Genomic DNA, 19,256 nt, shown 5'->3' with positions numbered 1-19,256 from the left:
TTTTTTGTTCTTTTGTTAGTTTAGCCATAAAAAAACTGCACCCTCCATCTTAGTTGTCTAAGATTTTGGGTGCAGTACATTATATAAATTTATAGCAATCCCTTTTTTCTTATTCAAAGTATGTTTCTTTTATGTTATTTGTAGCTAGATTAAAAAGATGTCTGATTTGTTCTTCCAATATTCTAGGAGTAGAAAGTGGAGGAAGATTATCAAGACTAAAATATTTTACATTTGTAATATCAAAAGTTGTTTTTAAAGACCCCTCTAATTTTTTACAAAGGAAAACTATCTTGTAAGTATAAAATGGTTCTGCTGGGTGGTTATGAAATTTCTTATCATAGATAGCAAGAACTTTTAAAACCTCCACATCAAGTCCTGTTTCCTCTTTCATCTCTTTTATAACAACCTCTTTTGGAGAAAAACCTATATCACACCAACCACCGGGGATTGACCATTTCTGAGGATCTAGTTTTTCTTCAACCATAAGAATTTCATTATTTTCATTAAGAAGTAGACCTCTCACTTCAACTTTTGGTGTAGGATATTCTTTAATCGGAAGATAAAAATCCTTTAACTTTTCTAAAGATACACCCTCATTAGTTAGAATATCTAAAATTCTAAGATTTATTTCTTTTAACTCTCTGTATCTTTCATCATCATATCCATTGTGTGCATAAAGTATTCCTAAATCACTAAGATTAATATTTCTTTTTACTAAGTTAAGTAGTTCTGATAATTTTTTCTCTTCCATATTTTTCACCTATTTTATAAATTTATAATTTTCATTGAAATCTTTTACAAAAGAATCAATGTTTTCATCAGTTGTAGCCCAAGAAGTAACAAATCTAATAACAGATCTGTTTTCATCATGTTTTCCTATATAAGTTATTATATATTTTTTTTCTATCTCTTTTACCATATTATTAGGCAAAATTACAAAAAGTTGATTTGAATAAGAATCATTTAAAAATTCTATTCCATTTTCTGTGAAAAGATTTTTAAGTCTTAGAGCCATTTCATTGGCATGTCTTCCAATTTTTTCATAAAGATTATCTTTGAAAAGTTCATTGAATTGGATTCCTAAAAGTCTACCTTTTGCAAGTAAAGCTCCTCTTAATTTTATTGTATATTGAAAATCTCCAACTAAAGAAGTATTGAAGAAAACAACAGCCTCTCCAAATAAAGCTCCAGATTTTGTACCACCGATATATAATACGTCACATAGATTTTTATAATCAGATAATTTTATATCATTTTTTGTTGAGGCGATAGCTGAAGAAAGTCTAGCACCATCAATATAGAAATAAAGATTGTGTTCTTTACAGAAAGAATAGATATCTTCTAACTCTTTTTTAGAATAGATAGCTCCAATCTCATTTGGGTTAGAGATGTAAACCATTTTTGGTTGTACCATATGAGCGTCAGTGTGAATATCTAAAACTTCTTTTATAAGTTCTGGAGTTAATTTTCCGTCAACTCCTTTATTTGTTAAAACTTTATGTCCTGTTCCCTCAATAGCTCCTGTCTCATGTACATTTATATGTCCAAGGTCAGAAGATATTACAGCTTGATGTGGTCTTAAAAGATGAGAAATAACAACTAAGTTAGTTTGAGTTCCCCCAACTAAAAATCTTATATGGCAATTTTCACAATCTAAAGATTTTTTAATTCTATCATAAGCCTCTAAAGTATAAATATCTTCACCATAACCAACTGTTTGTTCTAAGTTTGTTTCTGTTAAAGCTTTTATAATATTAATGTGAGCTCCCTCACTGTAATCATTGCTAAAACTTATCATATTTTTAGTCCCCCTTTTTCTAAGTGATAGAAAAATTATATCATTATTTAGTTGGATTTAAAAGAAAAAAATATAAAAATTACTGTAATTTCATATAATATTTTGCTATAATAAAGAAAAATTATTGAACAAAGGGGGGATAAGATGTCAATAATAATTTTAAATGGAATTTTTATAGTTGTAGGAAGTTTGATCGGATTATTTTTTGGAAAAAGTTTATCTAAAAATATTACAGAATCCATAATCAAAGTTTTGGGAATTTTTGTTTTTATAATGGGATTAAAAGATGCTCTGACTTATAAAAATGGAATGTATATAGCTTGCTATTTAGTTGTGGGAACTATTATAGGAGAGAGATTAGATTTAGATGGTAAACTAAAAAACCTTGGAGAACTTTTACAGAAAAAATTAAAAGTAAATTCTGGAGCAAATACAGTTCAAGGATTTGTTACAGCAGTTTTAATATTTTGTGTAGGCTCAATGGCGATTCTTGGTCCAATAAAAATATCTTTGAATGGAGATGGAAGTCTTATCTATATAAAATCTATTTTAGATGGAGTAATGTCTTTAATGCTTGCATCAACTTATGGAATAGGAGTTATTTTTTCTGCTGTTGTTGTGGTAGTTTATCAAGGGTTAATGTTTTTTATGGGAAGTTGGCTAAAACTTATAACAGAGCCAAGTGTAATGGGCGATATAACAGCAATAGGTGGGGTTATTCTTGCAGGGCTTGGTGTAAATCTTTTACTATCTGAAGAAAAGCTAAAGATAACAAATATTTTACCAGCTATGTTTTTACCTATAATCGTTGCTTTTTTTATCAAAATAGTTTAAAAAATAAATTAAATTAAACTTGACAAAAGCAAAATAATTTGCTATCATTTGTTAAATCAAAAAATAAAAGTAGGAGATAAAATTATGGTATTTATATTCAGGCAAGAAAGGAATAGAAATTATTAAACGAATTTAATATCGTTTCTTTGAGCTTGTCCAAAAATATCTGTTTTTTCTTTGTAAAGATTAGGAAGATTTTTCCTATGAGCATAGATTTATGACATTTTTAATGTTTTAAGATGTTGAGGCTTAGTTTCAAGAGAAATTAAGCTTTTTTTATTACCTAAGTTTATTAAAAAATTGATTTATAGAAGTTTTTAGGAGGGATTATATTGGAATATTTAAACACACTACAAGAAATATTTATAGGAGGGGAGAGATATAAATATATTTTACAAGGTCTTTCTTTCTCAGTTGGAGTAACACTATTTTCAGCAGTACTTGGAATAATTTTGGGAGTTTTAGTTGCTATTATGAGAATTTGTAACTTCCGTCCATTTAAACACAGCAAAAATAAAAAATGGAGAGATTACAATCCATTAGCGAGTTTAGCAATTCTTTATACTGATCTAATCAGAGGAACACCAGCAGTTGTGCAACTTATGATTTTATCAAATATAATTTTTGCAGGATTTAGAGATATGCCAGTATTTTTAACGGCTGGAATAGCTTTCGGAATTAACTCAGGAGCTTATGTTTGCGAAATAATAAGAGCAGGTATTGAGGGACTTGACAAAGGACAAATGGAGGCAGCAAGAGCTTTAGGAATGCCTTATTCATTAGCAATGAAAGAAGTTATAATTCCTCAAGCTGTAAGAAAAATTTTACCAGCTCTTGTAAGTGAGTTTATAACACTTTTAAAAGAAACTTCAATTGTTGGATTTATCGGTGGAGTTGACCTTCTTCGTTCAGCTAACATCATTACAAGCCAAACTTATAGAGGAGTAGAACCATTACTAGCAGTTGGATTTATCTATTTAATAATGACAGGAATATTTACTAAAGTAATGAGAAATGTTGAAAAGGGGTTGAAAACAAATGATTAAGGTAGAACATCTATATAAAAGTTTTGGAAAATTAGAAGTATTAAAAGATATATCAGTAGATATACAAGATGGGGAGGTTATTGCAATAATCGGTCCTTCAGGAAGTGGAAAATCAACATTCTTAAGATGTCTAAATAAACTTGAAGAACCAACAGCAGGAGCTATCTATATAAATGATGAAAATCTTATGGACGACGAAACAAATATAAATAAAATAAGAGAAAAAGTGGGAATGGTGTTCCAACATTTTAATCTTTTCCCACATAAAACAGTTTTAGAAAATCTTACTTTATCTCCTTTAAAAATAAAAAATGCTAAATTAGATGAGATAAACGAAAAAGCTATGGGACTTTTAAAAAAAGTAGGATTAGCAGATAAAGCTAATGCTTATCCAGATCAACTTTCTGGAGGACAAAAACAAAGAATAGCTATTGCTAGAACTCTTGCAATGGATCCAGAAATAATTCTATTTGATGAGCCAACTTCAGCTCTTGACCCAGAAATGATAAAAGAAGTTCTTGATGTTATGAGAGAGCTAGCTGATGAGGGAATGACAATGATAATCGTTACTCACGAAATGGGATTTGCTAAAAATGTTGCAGACAGAGTATTCTTTATGGATAGAGGAACAATTTTAGAAGACGATTCTCCAGAAGTAATATTTGGAAATCCTAAACACGAAAGAACAAAAGAGTTCTTAAATAAAGTTTTAAATCGTTAATTAATAAATAAAAATTATGGAGGTATGATTATGAAAAAAGTTTTTAAAGTATGTGGTGTATTACTTACAATGTTTATGTTTTTAGCTTGTGGAAAAGAGGAAAAGAAAACAATCTATGTAGGAACAAATGCTGAGTTTCCTCCTTTTGAATATTTAGAAAAAGACCAAATGGTTGGATTTGACGTTGACTTTATCAATGCTATTGGAAAAGAAATGGGAAAAGAAGTAGTTATGAAAGATATGAGTTTTGACGGACTTTTACCAGCTCTTCAATCTAAAAAAGTAGATTTAGTTATAGCTGGAATGACTGCTAGTGAAGAAAGAAAAAAAGCTGTTAACTTCTCTGAACCATATTATTCAGCAAATCAAGTTATAGTTTTACAAGATACAAATAATGATATAAAAACTTTTGATGATTTAAAAGGTAAAAAAATCGGAGTTATGTTAGGATTTACTGGAGATTTAGTTATAACTGAAATGGGTCTTCCATCTGAAAAATTTAGTGCTGCTTATGCTGGAATTATGGCATTACAAAATGGAAAATTAGATGCAGTTGTACTTGACTCTGAAACTGCTAAAAATTATGTAAAAAATAATAAAGGTTTAAAATTAGCTGAAACTGAAGGGGAAGCTGAAGATTATGCAATAGCTGTTAGAAAAGATGATAAACAATTATTAGATGATGTAAATAAAGCTATAGCTACTTTAAAATCAAATGGAGAATTTGAAAAAATCTTAAAAAAATATTTTAACTAAAATATAAAAATAAAAACTAGGGGGAAAAGCAAATGAAAAAAATGTTATTTAGTTGCCTTTTAATGGGAATGATAGCCGTTTCTTTTGCAGAATCAGACTATCATATTGGAGTTTTGAGTGGAACAGTACCTCAATCTGAAGACTCATTAAGAGGAGCAGAAGCAATACTAAAAAAATATGGAAAAGCAAGTGATGGAGGAAAAGTTATTCACTTAACTTATCCATATAACTTTATGCAGGAGATGGAAACTACTATAACTCAAATCGCTTCTCTTGCAGATGATCCAAAAATGAAAGCTATAATTATGACAGAAGCTATACCTGGAACAGTTGAAGCTTTTAGAAGAGTTAGAGAAAAAAGACCTGATATTTTACTACTTGCAAATGTGCCTCACGAAGATCCAGAAATGATAGCTGACGCAGCAGACTTAGTAATGGATCAAGATGCAATAAGCAGAGGATATTTAATAGTAAAAGCAGCAAAAGATATGGGAGCTAAAAACTTTATTCATATATCTTTCCCAAGACATTTAAGCTATGAATTAATTTCAAGAAGAAGAAATATTATGAAAAAAACTGCTGAAGATCTAGGAATGGGATTCTATGACATTTCTGCTCCAGATCCAGTAAGTGATGTTGGGGTAGCAGGAGCTCAACAATATATATTAGAGCAAGTACCTAACTGGTTAAAACAATATGGAAAAGATACTGCATTCTTCTGTACAAACGATGCTCATACAGAACCTTTATTAAAAAGAGTTGCTGAAGAGGGAGGATATTTTGTAGAAGCTGAATTACCATCTCCAACAATGGGATATCCAGGAGCTTTAGGAATTAAATTTAGTGATGACGAAAAAGGAAACTGGCCAAAAATATTAGCTAAAGTTGAAAAAACAGTAGTTAATAAAGGTGCTAGTGGAAGAATGGGAACTTGGGCATATTCTTATAACTTTGCAGGAGCTCAAGCATTAGCTGATCACGCAGTAAATGTTATAGAGGAGAAAGAAGAACTTCTTGACTTTGATGCTATTATGAAAAGTTTAGAAGATAATACTCCAGGAGCTGGTTGGAACGGAAGCTACTTTGTTGATAGTAATGAAGTAGAAAGAGAAAACTATGTATTTACTTACCAAGATACTTATGTATTTGGTAAAGGATATTTAGGAATGACTGATTTGGAAGTTCCAGAAAAATATAAAGTAATTGAATAAAAAATAAATAGAGCTATTGTATCTTTATAAATAGATAAAGAAAAGAAAACTTTGAATTACTCCAGACTACGATAAGTTGATTAACTACGGTTTATCTCACTAAAATCTCAAAACTCGCCAAGGCTCAAACAGTTGAGATTTTTAGCGTTCAATAAGTCCTTGTTAATCTAACTTCTCTTCGTAATTTCCGTAATTCTTAAAGTTTTCTTCTCTAAAATTTAATCTATTTTTTAAATTTACAATAGTTTTTTTATTTTATTTATTTTTTATAAAAATTTGTACCCAATAGATATCTCCATTTTCATCACTATCCTTAGCAATACCTATATTTGTAAAACTTTTATTTAAAATATTGGCTCTATGACCTTTTGAGTTTAACCAAAGATTCATAGTTTCCTCATTTGTTCTTGTTTTTCTAGCTATATTTTCTCCAGCCATAAGAAATTCTACATCATAAGTTCTCAAAAATTCCCCTAAAGATTTATAACCTCCAGCTAGATGATTAAGTTTTTCCTCTTTTATTAAAAGATTTACTTTATCTTTTGCAATTTCATTAAGTTTTTCATCAAGAGTAAGAGGAGAAAGATTTTCCTTTTCTCTTTCAATATTCACAAGAGACAACATATCTTTTTGATAATCATCCGCTGAAAAACTAACTGAGAAAATAAAAAGCGAAAGTATTCCAATAGATAATAATTTTAAAATTTTTCTCATTTTATAACCTCCAAAATATTAATTTTTCATTTAGACGAAGAAAAATAAAAAAAATCTAAAAATAATAAAAAAATTATTAAAGTAAAGAAAAAATACTTGACAAACTTTTGAAAATCTAATATAATATCTTGGTGATATTAATGGAATTAAAAGAGATGATAGAAATAGGAATTCTATTGGATTATTATAAAGTTCTTTTAACAGAAAAACAAAGCAAATATTTGATTGAATATTTTGAAGAGGATCTATCACTTACAGAGATAGCTGAGAATTATGGAATCAGTAGACAGGCTGTATATGATAATGTTAAAAGAGGAATAAAAATTCTAAGAAATTACGAAGAAAAATTAAAGTTTTATCAAAGAGATAAAGAACTTCGTGAAAAATTATTAGAACTTAAAAAAGACTTCAAAATGGAAAAACTTGATGAGATAATAGAAAAATTAAGTTAGGAGAGAATATGTTAGAAAATTTAGGAAATAGATTTCAAAGTATATTCAAAAAAGTAAGAGGACAAGGAAAGTTAACAGAAAGTAACATCAAAGATGCTTTAAGAGAAGTTAAAATGTCTTTACTAGAAGCTGACGTTAACTACAAAGTTGTAAAAGATTTCATAGCTAAAATTCAAGAAAAAGCTATCGGAACAGAAACTTTAATCGGAGTTAATCCTGGACAACAATTTATAAAAATTGTTAATGATGAGCTTGTAGAACTTCTTGGAGGAACAAATTCAAGACTTACTAAAGGAGTTAAAAATCCTACAGTGATTATGCTTGCAGGTCTTCAAGGGGCAGGGAAAACAACTTTTGCAGCAAAACTTGCTAATAAATTAAAAAAAGATGGAGAAAGACCATATTTAGTAGCAGCTGACGTTTACAGACCAGCAGCTATGAAACAATTAGAAGTTTTAGCAAATCAAATCCAAGTTCCAGCTTATATAGATGAATCAAACAAAGACGCAGTTGATATTTGTAGAAGAGCTTGGGCAAATGCAAAAGCACAAGACTATACTTATATGATAATAGATACAGCAGGTAGATTACACGTTGATGAAGATCTAATGAATGAACTTGCTGAGATTAAAAAAATAGTTAGACCACAAGAGATACTTTTAGTAGTTGATGCTATGATTGGGCAAGATGCAGTAAACTTAGCTAAAAACTTTAACGATAAAATTAGTATTGACGGTGTTGTTCTTACAAAATTTGACGGAGATACAAGAGGTGGAGCTGCTCTTTCAATAAAAGCAGTAGTTGGAAAACCAATTAAATTTGTGGGAGTTGGAGAAAAAATAGGAGATTTAGAACTATTCCACCCAGAAAGACTTGCATCAAGAATTTTAGGAATGGGAGACGTTGTATCACTAGTTGAAAAAGCACAGGAAAATATAAGTGCTGATGATGTAAAATCTCTTGAAGAAAAAATTAAAACTCAAAAATTTGATTTAGAAGATTTCTTAAAACAACTTCAAACAATCAAGAAGATGGGACCTCTTGGAAGTATATTAAAAATGATTCCAGGAATGGGAGATATCGGAGATTTAGCTCCTGCTGAAAAAGAGATGAAAAAAGTAGAAGCGATTATCCAATCAATGACAAAACAAGAAAGAAAGAAACCAGAAATTCTTAAGGCAGAGAGAAAACAAAGAATTGCTAAGGGAAGTGGAACAGAGGTTTCTGATGTAAATAAACTTTTAAAACAATTTGAACAAATGAAAGGTATGATGAAGATGTTAAGCTCTGGTAAATTACCAAACTTTGGAGCTGGACTTCCAAAAATGCCAATGGGAAGAAATGGAAGGAAATTCTTCTAAAAAATGATCAAGTAAATAAAAAAATAAAATAAATAGAAATTATAAGGAGAAGTGATTAAATGTTAAAATTAAGATTAACTAGATTAGGAAGCAAAAAAAACCCAGTTTACAGATTAGCTGTAATGGAAAACTTATCTAAAAGAGATGGTAAAGCAGTAGCTTACTTAGGAAACTACTATCCATTAGAAGATTCTAGAGTAGAATTAAAAGAAGAAGAAATCTTAGGATTCTTAAAAAATGGAGCTCAACCTACAAGAACTGTAAAATCTTTATTAGTTAAAGCTGGAGTTTGGGCAAAATTCGAAGAATTAAAAAAATAGTTTTTAATTAAGAAGAATAACGAGAGAGCAACCGAAAGGTTGCTTTTTTCTTTTGAAGAAGATTTTTAAGTTTACATTAGAAAAATTTTTAGGTAAAAATAAATATTTATAAAAAAAGAGCTAAGAAGTTAATAATAAAAAATCATTAACTTACATAGCTCTTAAAATTATTTGTATTTTTAAGCAACATTTTTTATCTCTTCTTGAGAGTTTGAAGAGATATTTTCTTTTATTATAATACGTCCACTACCTTTTGGATTTTTATATTCATCACCAATAACACCATTTAGATTTTCAGTGATATAATTGATTAAAGCTCCATTATCAATAACAACAGAATCTTTTATCATCTTGTCGTCCATAAACATTGTATAACCATCTCCACCATTTTTTATCATATAGTTGTGAGATGCTAAAGTATAAGTTTTGTTAAGAACTAAAGGTTCATTTCCAACTATAACTTCAGTTACACGATATTTTCCATCAACTTTTACAAATTGTCCTCTTTCATTAAAAACCACACTAGATGGAATAGATGGGTCGATAGTATAAGAAAGACCAGATACTTGTAAAAATCCACCATTTTCTATAGGATATTCACAAGCTCCAACTTCTAAAGCATCTAAAATATCTTGTCCAGTAGTTTCAATCATACAGATTTCATTTCCAAATGGGTGAACATTTATGATTTCTTCATAAGTTATATCTCCCTCTTCAATATCAGCACGAATCCCTCCACCATTAATAAAGGCAATATTAGCTCCAACCATTGTACGATAAGCATCAGCACAGAAATCTCCAAGATTTGTTTCACTATTTCTTATAGCTCTTTTGTGAGTAGTAGGATCTAAAGTTGTAAGAGTTACACTAGATTTTGCTATAACTTCTTGTAAAACATCGGAAAATTTATTTTTTATTCCCTCGATGTAATTGACAGCATCTTCATCTTGTGCTTTATAGTTAGATATAAATTCAGAAGTTATTTTTTTATTTTTAGTATTGATTGTAATCTTACCAAGATTTTGAAGTTTTGTACCAGTTTGAGCAAGTAAAACATTTTTACCTTTTTTATTTTTTAAGATTTCAGAATAAACTTCGTGAGAATGTCCGTCGATAAATATATCAATTCCATAAGTATTTTTTATTAAAGATTTAGAAGACCAATATTCACTAGCTCCCTCATCTCCTAAATGTCCAATTGCCACAACATAATTAGCTCCCTCTTTTATAGCCTCATCAACATATTTTTGAACAGTTTTATAAAGAGTTTGTCCTTTTTCTCCTTGAGCGAAATCATAGATATAATTTCCATTTTCATCTTGGAAATATATAGGAGAAGATTTTGTAAAAGATTCAGGAGTATTAATTCCTAAATATGCAATAATTAAATCTCCGTATTTTATTAAAGTATAAGGAGAAAGTATTGGATTTCCCTCTAAATCTCTAAAGTTGCAACAGATATAATTTGCTTTAGAAGTTTCGGTTGAAAGCTTTAAAAAGTTTTCCATTCCATAATCAAACTCGTGATTTCCAGGACAAGCTATATCATATCCAACATAGTTCATAATATCAACGATATATTCTCCCTTAGAAAGAGTACCAATTGGTCCTCCTTGGATAGCATCTCCAGCATCTACCAAAGTAACATTGTTGATTCCGTGAAGATTTTCCATCTCTTTTTTATATGCCAAGACACCAGCATAGCCAATATTAGTAACAATTCCGTCTTTATTTTTCTTTTGATCGATCTGACAGTGAACATCATTAGTGTGTAAAATTATAATTTTTTCAGGTGCACTAATAGTTGTATTTTTATTTAAACTGATAAATAAAAATATAATACCGATACTTATTAATGACAGTAAAGAAAGTCTTTTATTTTTTGCCATTTTTTCTACCTCTTTTTATAAATGATTTTAAATATTTAATATGATAACAAAATCTTAGTTAAAATACAAGAGCAATTTACCAATTTTTAACAATTTAATATCTATTAGAAAATAAAAAGACTGCTACATTTTATTAAAAAGAATATAGATTAAAAATTACGGAAATTATGGAGAAAAATTAGATTTATAAAGCGACATCGAATGCTAAAAATCACAACTGTTTGAGCGTAGCGAGTTTTGTGATTTTAATGAGATGAGCTTTAAATAAATCAATTTTTTGGAATCTGTAGTAATTTTTAATCTTATATTTAGTATGCAACAGCCATTAAATTATTATATTTTATTAAAGATTTGGAATGCTCCAATCAATCTCTTTTTTACCTAAAGATTTTAAAATCTCATTTACTTTTTTGAAATGTCCACAACCAAAGAAACCACGACTTGCAGAAAGTGGGCTTGGGTGAACTCCCTCGATTATAAAATGTTTTTTATTAGTTATAAGTCTTTTTTTAGATTTTGCATTATTTCCCCAAAGAATAAAGATAACAGGCTCATCTTTTTCATTTAGAAGTTCTATTATTCTATCTGTAAAAATCTCCCAACCTTGTCCTTTGTGAGAGTTTGCTAAACCATCACGCACAGTTAAAACTGTATTTATCATAAGTATTCCTTGACTTGCCCAAGAAACTAAATAACCATTATTTGGTGGGGCGATACCAAGTTCCGCTTGAATCTCTTTATACATATTTTTAAGAGATGGCGGAGGAGTTATCCCGGGTTTTACTGAAAAAGCAAGTCCGTGAGCTTGTCCTTCTCCGTGATATGGGTCTTGTCCAAGTAATAAAATCTTTGTATCTTTGTATCTAGAAAGTTTTAGAGCTGAAAAAATATCATTCATATCTGGGTGAATTTTATGAGTTTTATATTCATTTACCAAAAACTTTCTTAAATTTTTATAATATTCTTTTTCAGTTTCAGGTCTTAAAAGTTCGTCCCAATCATTTCCAATATTTATCATTTTATTTCACCTCACTATTTAGTACAAAAATCTTTTTTAGAATCTACAATGTTTCCACATTGAGGTATAATTCTTTTCATTCCACAACCTAGACAACCAAGTCTACAATCGTGAGAAAGAGATGCCATTTCCGCTTTGTCATATTCTCTCTTTAGGAATTCTTTTGAAACTCCTATATCTATAATATCCCAAGGAAGTTTTTCATCAAAATCTCTTGTTCCAAGGTAATCTTCAACTTTCATTCCAAGTTCTTCTAAAGCAGAGATCCAAAGATTATAGTTATCACGATAGTCATCTAATTTTACACCTTTTTTAAATGCAAGTTCTATTAAATCTCCTGTTCTTTCGTCTCCTCTTGAGATTAAACCTTCAAGTAGAGATTTTTTAGGTGGGTGAATTTTTAATGCCACACCTTTTAGACCAGCAAATAGATCTTTAAGGAAAGTATGTTTTTCAAGCATTTCTTCCATATTCATTTGTTTGCACCATTCAAATGGTGTATGAGGTTTTGGAACAAAGTTTGAAACACTAGCTGTAATATTTATTCTCTTATCTATTTTTCTACACATTTGAGAAACTTTTTTTACAAGCTCATAAATTCCTTGAACATCTTCCATTGTTTCAAATGGTAAACCTATCATAAAATAGAATTTTAAAGACATCCAACCAGCTTTTACAGCAGCCTCAGCTGTGTCCATTATTTCTTGTTCTGTAACACCTTTATTAATTATATCTCTCATTCTTTGACTTCCAGCCTCTGGAGCAAAAGTAAATCCAGTTCTTTTACCACCACTTATAATCTCAGCAACCTCAACAGAGTGAGTGTTCATTCTAAGAGATGGAAGAGAAACTCCAACACTGTCACAAGAATATTTTGATTTTATAGCCTCAATAAGTGAGTCGATATTTGTATAGTCACTACTACTTAGAGATGAAAGAGATATTTCTGAGTGACCTGTATTTTCTATAAGTTTTGATACAAGCTCAATATTTTTTTCAAGACTTCTTTCTCTTACAGGTCTATAAACAATCCCTGCTTGACAGAATCTACAACCTCTTGTACAACCTCTTTGGATTTCCGCTGTGGCTCTGTCGTGAACTATTGCCATATAAGGTATAAGTTGCTCGTCATATAGAGGACAATCATTTAAATCTTTAACTATTGCTCTTTGTACTTTTTTATTTTCATCGTGAAGAGCTGGAATATATATTCCCTCAATATTTGAAAGAGCTTTTAGTTTTTCCATTTTTGATTTTCCTTTAGTTTCAACTAAAATTCTCGCAAGCTCAGGCATATTATTTTCTCCGTCTCCAACCATTAAAAAGTCTACGAATTTTTTTAGGGGAGCTGGATTCATAACACAAGTACCACCAGCCATTACAAGAGGGTCATCTTCTCCTCTATCCTCTCTTCTTATAGGAATCCCTGCAAGAGATAGAGCATTTAACATATTTGGATAACACATCTCATAAGAAAGAGAAAATCCAACTACATCAAAATCTTTAAGTTCGCTTTTAGTTTCAAGAGAGAACATTGGAATATTTTCTTTTCTCATTATCTCTTCCATATCGTCCATTGGCATAAAAGCTCTTTCAAGATAAAATCCTGGAACTTTGTTCATAAGTGTATAAAGGATTTTTATCCCTAGATTTGACATTCCAACTTCGTAAATATCTGGAAAAACAAGACACATATTACTTGTCCATTCTTTTTTATGGCAACTATTTATCTCGTTACCTAAGTATTGAGCTGGTTTTTCAACAGATAAAAGATATTCGTTTATATTTACTTTCATTAATTACCTCGTTTATATTTATTTATCATCTAACTCTTGGAAAATTTTCATCTCCTCACTGATAGGTGCCAAGTGATGAGAAAGTGCTAACTCTCCAACAGTATTATTTATATTTTTAAGTTTTTCATAGGACATCTTTGGGTGATTTTCCACTTTTTTATCTCCTATCAAAACTTTTTTTACTCTCACAAAAAGAGAAAGATTTTCTTTTCCACAGTCGTGTAAAAGAGCAAGTTTTAGATAATTTTTATTATCTCTTAAGGTAGCGTTTTCTTTTACTAATTTGAATAAATTAAATGAGTGAATTTTATCATACTCACTCATCTCATTAAAAATTTTAAATTCTTCATCAGTTAAAATCTCACGAACTATTAAATCATTTTTTTGATTGTATCTTATAAAAATATATGTAAGTCCCTGTTTAATTCTCGCAATTATCATAGTCCCTCACAATGATAGTTCCAAGAGATTTTCTTAATTTTTTGATATTGCTACCATTTTTTCCAATGACCTCTCCACGTTTTGATGGCTCAACGTAGAGAATATGTATATCATTTGCTGTATTTTTTTCTATTTTTTTTACGTTATCAATGGTAAAAGATGTTTCTTCCACAAAGATATTATCAAGAATCTCTTTTTTTAATACCACCTTATCAAGAGTAAGATATTTTCCAGGTAATGGGATTTTCTCCCCTGTTAAAATATATCCACTTGTAATTCTTACTTGTTTTGGCATAAAAGAATCTCCTAAAAAAGTAAGGGTGTTATTCTCAAAAGAAATCTCAACAGTTCTTATATGTTCTTTTAGTTTTTCCCCTTTAGAGTCAGAGAAAACACTCACATCATAAGTACCACTTAATTCCTTACAAAGTTTTTGAATAGTATCCGTATCATTAGTTATTAGTTTTTGAGGATATTTATAAATATATCTTCTTTTCTCCACATATTCTGGAAATGCAAGATTTGGAAAAGTTTTTCTACATCTAGTTATTTTCATCTTGCCACCAGCTAGTAAGTTAAATTCCTCAATTATTTTCTGAATATTTCTGTTGAAAGTACTACTAACATAAAGACAATTACTTCCGGAAACTTTAGCATCTGTTCTTCCTCCTTGTTGAATACCCTTGGCCCAAGTAAAGCCCAAAGAGTTCATAATATTTTTAAAACAACCTTTTACAGTTTCTTTGTTTTTGATTTCATCAAAGGAATCAAAATATTTTCCATTATAAAAAATATCAAAGATATAACCTATTTTGTTAGTTTTTTCTAAAGCTCTTATATCCATATTCCCTCTTCTAAAAATGAAATTTTTGCGTACCATTAATTATATCATAATATATGTTTTGACTCAACCTATTTATACCATTTTTCTTTTAAGATAGTTCCTCTTTTTGAATAAGTGATCTCTTTTTCAAGTTCTCCCTTTTGATTAAACTCTTTCCAGATGCCAGTTTTTCTATTGTTTGTAAAATATCCCTCTGTATGAATCTCTCCATTATTCCAGTAAACAATATATCTACCAGTACCGTTTAATATTTCGCTAGAATCAAACATTGTTCCATCTTCTTTGTACCATTCAATTATTCCTTCGATTTTTCCATTGATATATGGGAAGATAGAACGGATATTTCCATTTGGATAATAGGTAGTTTGCTCACCATTTTCTATTCCATCTATGTAACTTTTTCTAAGTCCGATTGAACCATCATCTCCAAACCAAGCTCTTGAACCATGTAAAAGTCCATTTCTATATTCTTCAAAATAAAGAAGATGACCAATATATCTATTTGTAAAAACTCCAGTGAATGGAATTTCTTCTCCATTTACATAGGCTAGCTTATTTTTATATACTTTATCTTTTAAAGGGACTTCACGAAGTGATTTATTAAGCTCTCTTTCTGATTGCATTACAATCTCAGTAGATTGAAGAATAGGTTGTTTTTTTTCAACTGATGTACAGCTACAAATAAGCAAGGCTGTTGTTATTAAAACAAGAAATTTTTTCATAAATTTTTCTCCCAAATAATTTTTTAATTTTTAAATATTATAACATACTTTTCAGAAAATTTAAAAAATAATATAGAAAAATTTTCTAATATGAAGTATAATTTGTTATCACTATAATTTTTATAGGAGGTATAATTATAAAAACTATAAATATTTTAGACGAAAAAGTTTCCAATATGATAGCTGCTGGAGAGGTTGTAGAAAAACCAGCCAATATGATAAAAGAGCTTTTGGAAAACTCAATAGATGCAAAAAGTACAAAGATTATAATAAATGTTAAACAAAATAATAGATATGTAAAAATTACAGATAACGGAATAGGAATGTCAAAGGAAGATCTTTTGATGTGTGTAGAACGTCACGCCACAAGTAAAATTTCTACAAAAGAAGACCTTTTTAACATTATGACCTATGGATTTAGAGGAGAGGCACTTTCATCAATAGGAGCTGTTTCAAAATTAAAAATAAGTTCAAAAGATAAAGAAAGTGAGATAGGGACTACTCTTTCAGTATCTGGTGGAAAAATAACAAATATTCAAGAGATTGCTAAGGGGATTGGAACAGAGATAGAGGTTAAGGATCTATTTTTTAACACTCCTGCAAGATTAAAATTTTTAAGAAAAGAAACAACAGAGTTTAGAGCTATAAAAGATACAGTTCTTGTGGAGGCTTTGGCAAACCCTAATATTTCAATAACTCTTTTAAATGATGATAAAGAGATTTTAAAAACTAGTGGGAATGGGATAAAAAATACTATCCTTGAGATTTTTGGAAAAAATACCCTAGAAAATATCGTATCTTTTCCACTTGGGTATCTGGGAAATATCTCTCTTAATCGTTCAAATAAAGATTTTATATTTATTTTTATAAATGGTAGACCTGTAAAATCTCAAATTATAGAAAATGCACTTATAGATGGATATTATACAAAACTTATGAAAGGGAGATACCCTTTTGCAGTGATTTTTCTGGAGATTGACCCAAAAGATGTAGATGTAAATGTTCATCCAACTAAAAAAATAGTTAAATTTTCAGACGAGTCATATATCTATAATCTTGTGTATGATGAGGTTAATAAAAAACTTTTTGGAGATGAGGATTTTATCGCTCCAGTTATAAAACCAAAAGAGGAAAAAAGATTAGAGGTCAAAAGTTTTGAAAAAGATACTTTAAAAACAGAGAAAATTTCTTTTGATATACCAGAAAATGAAGAAATTTTGGATAATAAAAAGGAAAAAAATAGATTTGAAGATTTAGATTTTCAAGTGAGAGAGCCTCAGAAAACTTTTGAAATCTTGGAAGACGAGAAAAAAGAAGATAAAAAAATAGAAGAAATAAAAGAGATTAAAAAAGAAGAGGAGAAAAATTTTTCAAAAGATAGTGAACTTTTGAAAATTAATAGTTTTTTTAAGGAAAAAGAAAAAAATATAAAAAAATCCTTTGCAAATAACGAAAAAACTGATAAACTAGAGAGTAGTGATGAGAAGTTAAAAAAATATGAGGATTTTTCTAAGGATAAACCAAAAGAAAAAAATCCAAAAAGAGAAAATTACAAGATAATAGGACAACTGGCTAATACATATATTTTGGTGGAAAGAGATGAAAATCTAGAGATTTATGACCAACATATAATCCATGAAAGAATTTTATATGAAAAATATAAAAAGATGTATGATAATAAAGAGATATCTACTCAACAGTTGCTAGTGCCTATAAAGTTTAAAATTTCCAATAAAGAGAGAGAATTAATAGAGGAAAATATAGATATTTTAAAAAAATTTGGATTTGAGGTTGATTTTTTTGATAAAAATGATATCCTTATAAGAGGGATACCAAATTTTAAAATCTCTTGTAGTATAGAAGATTTGATGAAAAATATAATAGAGGATTTGAAAAACTCTAAGATAAAAAATACTCTTTTGGAAGAGAGTATTATAATGTCTTCTTGTAAGGGAGCTATAAAAGCAAATCAAAAACTTACATTTGATGAGATGGAGATTTTGCTAAAAAAATTATTTGAGATAGAGGAATATACTTGTCCTCACGGTAGACCTATACTTCTTAAGATGTCACTTACTGATATTGAAAGGCATTTTGGAAGACTTGGGAGCAAATAAGGAGTTACTTTGAATATAAATATTGTTTGTGTGGGTAAGATAAAAGAAAAATATATTGTAGATGGAATAGCTGAATTCAGTAAAAGAATGCAGGCTTTCGGAAAATTTAAAATAATCGAGTTAAAAGAGTTTGGAAATGACTCTGATAGAGAATCATCTATCTCTCGTGAGGCAAAAAGTATTCAAGAGGCTTTAGAAAAAAATAAAGGTTTTAATATACTTTTGGATATTGGAGGAAAAAATTTTTCTTCTGAAGAGATGGCTCGTGAGATAGAAAATATCTGTGTAAAAGGTTATAGCACAATAAATTTTATTATCGGTGGCTCTTATGGAGTTTCTGATGACATAAGAAGGGTATCAAACCTATCTTTAAGTTTTTCAAAAATGACATTTCCTCATCAGTTGATGAGACTTATATTGTCAGAACAAATTTATAGATGGTTTAGTATAATAAATAATATTAAATATCATAAATAGTAAAAGGAAATAGGAGGGATTTTTTATGTATTTACCTGGGGACTATTTTAGACAAAGGGTTTTAGGAGAAGAAGTAGAATTTGAAATATTAGCTATGATAACATATGACAATGACGACTATGTAATAGCTGAAAGCGGAGATGGTGAAAGATATGTATTCTTAGCCAACGACGAAGAGGATTTAGAGTACATTGATGATGAGGACCAAGTAGAAGAAATCATTGAATACTGGGAAAATGAGTATGACGATAGAGAAGATATAGGGGACTGGGAAGACGACGAATATTACGACAGAGAAGATTCTCGTAGCTCAAGAGAAAGATATGATAATGAAGATTATCATGATGAAGAGGATTATTAATGAAAGTTTCTTTAAAAATTAAAACTTTTGAAGAGAGTAATGAACTTTTGGAAAAAGTTGTAAAAGCTTTAAAAAGACAAGAGGGAAACTATATATCTTATACTTATGTAGATGAATTTGGAAAAAATATTGTAAAAATTTTTAAAGATTCTGTTATAATAGAGAGAAGAGGGAAGGTTGAGAGTTCTTTGGTTTTAAAAAAAGACTGTCAAACTGAACTACAATATATAAGTGAGTATCTAAATATGAATCTTATATTATTCACAAAAAAATTAAATATTAGAGATGAGGGATTTGAGAGCGAATACGTTCTTTATCAAGAGAGAGAAATCATAAATAAAATCTTTATCTCTATAGAGGAGCTTTTGTAAAAAAGTA

General features: G+C 29.3%; 21 protein-coding genes. 12 read left to right on the top strand and 9 right to left on the bottom strand.

Annotated elements, in window-relative coordinates; all coding sequences use genetic code 11:
• Positions 1–109 precede the first annotated feature (109 nt).
• Together I6E15_RS04710 and I6E15_RS04705 are read right to left on the bottom strand one after the other, a co-directional pair.
• Positions 110–751, bottom strand: a complete 642-nt coding sequence (locus I6E15_RS04710; RefSeq protein ID WP_235245668.1) for an NUDIX hydrolase N-terminal domain-containing protein — start codon at positions 749–751, stop codon at positions 110–112.
• Positions 752–760: 9 nt separating this feature from the next.
• A complete protein-coding gene (locus tag I6E15_RS04705; protein ID WP_235245667.1) occupies positions 761–1,798 on the bottom strand; it encodes a threonine aldolase family protein in 1,038 nt (345 codons plus the stop codon).
• A 144-nt stretch (positions 1,799–1,942) separates the two neighbouring features.
• Between I6E15_RS04705 and I6E15_RS04700 the strand changes: the two genes are divergently transcribed.
• The 5 genes from I6E15_RS04700 (at position 1,943) to I6E15_RS04680 (ending at position 6,366) form a co-directional block, all read left to right on the top strand.
• Positions 1,943–2,632, top strand: coding sequence for a DUF554 domain-containing protein (locus I6E15_RS04700; protein ID WP_235245664.1), 690 nt, complete (start codon positions 1,943–1,945; stop codon positions 2,630–2,632).
• Between the two features lie 332 nt (positions 2,633–2,964).
• The gene (locus tag I6E15_RS04695) at positions 2,965–3,678 is read left to right on the top strand and encodes an amino acid ABC transporter permease (RefSeq protein WP_235245663.1); all 714 of its coding nucleotides are present in this window, start codon (positions 2,965–2,967) and stop codon (positions 3,676–3,678) included.
• The gene (locus I6E15_RS04690) at positions 3,671–4,399 is read left to right on the top strand and encodes an amino acid ABC transporter ATP-binding protein (protein ID WP_235245661.1); all 729 of its coding nucleotides are present in this window, start codon (positions 3,671–3,673) and stop codon (positions 4,397–4,399) included. The genes I6E15_RS04695 and I6E15_RS04690 overlap by 8 nt, the downstream gene beginning before the upstream one ends.
• 30 nt (positions 4,400–4,429) lie before the next feature.
• The gene (locus tag I6E15_RS04685) at positions 4,430–5,155 is read left to right on the top strand and encodes a basic amino acid ABC transporter substrate-binding protein (protein ID WP_177161828.1); all 726 of its coding nucleotides are present in this window, start codon (positions 4,430–4,432) and stop codon (positions 5,153–5,155) included.
• A 32-nt stretch (positions 5,156–5,187) separates the two neighbouring features.
• Positions 5,188–6,366 carry a DUF3798 domain-containing protein gene (locus I6E15_RS04680; protein ID WP_235245659.1) on the top strand — a complete coding sequence of 393 codons (1,179 nt, stop codon included), beginning with the start codon at positions 5,188–5,190 and terminating at the stop codon, positions 6,364–6,366.
• A 255-nt stretch (positions 6,367–6,621) separates the two neighbouring features.
• Here I6E15_RS04680 and I6E15_RS04675 read toward each other — a convergent pair whose 3' ends face one another.
• Complete coding sequence (locus I6E15_RS04675) at positions 6,622–7,080, bottom strand: CAP domain-containing protein (protein WP_235245658.1); 459 nt, start codon at positions 7,078–7,080, stop codon at positions 6,622–6,624.
• Positions 7,081–7,220: 140 nt separating this feature from the next.
• On the opposite strand from I6E15_RS04675, the gene ylxM reads away from it, so the two are divergent.
• The 3 genes from ylxM to rpsP are packed head-to-tail and all read left to right on the top strand — an operon-like array spanning position 7,221 to position 9,213.
• Positions 7,221–7,532: a YlxM family DNA-binding protein gene (gene ylxM, locus I6E15_RS04670; RefSeq protein ID WP_177161825.1), complete on the top strand. Its 312-nt coding sequence runs from the start codon at positions 7,221–7,223 to the stop codon at positions 7,530–7,532.
• An 8-nt stretch (positions 7,533–7,540) separates the two neighbouring features.
• A complete protein-coding gene (gene ffh, locus I6E15_RS04665; RefSeq protein WP_235245656.1) occupies positions 7,541–8,893 on the top strand; it encodes a signal recognition particle protein in 1,353 nt (450 codons plus the stop codon).
• 59 nt (positions 8,894–8,952) lie between these two features.
• Positions 8,953–9,213: a 30S ribosomal protein S16 gene (rpsP, locus tag I6E15_RS04660; RefSeq protein WP_235245653.1), complete on the top strand. Its 261-nt coding sequence runs from the start codon at positions 8,953–8,955 to the stop codon at positions 9,211–9,213.
• Between the two features lie 179 nt (positions 9,214–9,392).
• Here rpsP and I6E15_RS04655 read toward each other — a convergent pair whose 3' ends face one another.
• The 6 genes from I6E15_RS04655 to I6E15_RS04630 form a co-directional block, all read right to left on the bottom strand.
• Positions 9,393–11,102: a bifunctional metallophosphatase/5'-nucleotidase gene (locus tag I6E15_RS04655; RefSeq protein ID WP_235245651.1), complete on the bottom strand. Its 1,710-nt coding sequence runs from the start codon at positions 11,100–11,102 to the stop codon at positions 9,393–9,395.
• A 343-nt stretch (positions 11,103–11,445) separates the two neighbouring features.
• Complete coding sequence (locus tag I6E15_RS04650) at positions 11,446–12,120, bottom strand: uracil-DNA glycosylase (protein ID WP_235245649.1); 675 nt, start codon at positions 12,118–12,120, stop codon at positions 11,446–11,448.
• Positions 12,121–12,134: 14 nt separating this feature from the next.
• On the bottom strand, positions 12,135–13,916 hold the full coding sequence (locus tag I6E15_RS04645; RefSeq protein WP_235245648.1) for a TIGR03960 family B12-binding radical SAM protein: 1,782 nt from the start codon (positions 13,914–13,916) through the stop codon (positions 12,135–12,137).
• A gap of 18 nt (positions 13,917–13,934) precedes the next feature.
• Complete coding sequence (locus tag I6E15_RS04640; RefSeq protein ID WP_235245646.1) at positions 13,935–14,357, bottom strand: HD domain-containing protein; 423 nt, start codon at positions 14,355–14,357, stop codon at positions 13,935–13,937.
• A complete protein-coding gene (locus I6E15_RS04635) occupies positions 14,338–15,201 on the bottom strand; it encodes a KH domain-containing protein (RefSeq protein WP_235245645.1) in 864 nt (287 codons plus the stop codon). Before I6E15_RS04635 ends, I6E15_RS04640 begins: the two co-directional genes overlap by 20 nt.
• Positions 15,202–15,269: 68 nt before the next feature.
• Positions 15,270–15,923 carry a toxin-antitoxin system YwqK family antitoxin gene (locus tag I6E15_RS04630; protein ID WP_235245644.1) on the bottom strand — a complete coding sequence of 218 codons (654 nt, stop codon included), beginning with the start codon at positions 15,921–15,923 and terminating at the stop codon, positions 15,270–15,272.
• A gap of 107 nt (positions 15,924–16,030) precedes the next feature.
• Between I6E15_RS04630 and mutL the strand changes: the two genes are divergently transcribed.
• Genes mutL through I6E15_RS04610 form a run of 4 tightly spaced genes read left to right on the top strand, consistent with a single transcriptional unit; the run spans position 16,031 to position 19,249 of the window.
• The gene (gene mutL / locus I6E15_RS04625; RefSeq protein ID WP_328221909.1) at positions 16,031–18,040 is read left to right on the top strand and encodes a DNA mismatch repair endonuclease MutL; all 2,010 of its coding nucleotides are present in this window, start codon (positions 16,031–16,033) and stop codon (positions 18,038–18,040) included.
• 9 nt (positions 18,041–18,049) lie between these two features.
• Positions 18,050–18,517, top strand: a complete 468-nt coding sequence (gene rlmH, locus I6E15_RS04620; RefSeq protein ID WP_177161002.1) for a 23S rRNA (pseudouridine(1915)-N(3))-methyltransferase RlmH — start codon at positions 18,050–18,052, stop codon at positions 18,515–18,517.
• 25 nt (positions 18,518–18,542) lie between these two features.
• Positions 18,543–18,878 carry a DUF1292 domain-containing protein gene (locus I6E15_RS04615; protein ID WP_177161001.1) on the top strand — a complete coding sequence of 112 codons (336 nt, stop codon included), beginning with the start codon at positions 18,543–18,545 and terminating at the stop codon, positions 18,876–18,878.
• Positions 18,878–19,249 carry a DUF1934 domain-containing protein gene (locus I6E15_RS04610; protein WP_235245641.1) on the top strand — a complete coding sequence of 124 codons (372 nt, stop codon included), beginning with the start codon at positions 18,878–18,880 and terminating at the stop codon, positions 19,247–19,249. The genes I6E15_RS04615 and I6E15_RS04610 overlap by 1 nt, the downstream gene beginning before the upstream one ends.
• The last annotated feature ends 7 nt before the right edge of the window (positions 19,250–19,256 follow it).

It is taken from the genome of Fusobacterium perfoetens (assembly GCF_021531475.1).
GTDB lineage: Bacteria > Fusobacteriota > Fusobacteriia > Fusobacteriales > Fusobacteriaceae > Fusobacterium_B.
This window is presented reverse-complemented; position numbering and strand designations above follow the sequence as displayed.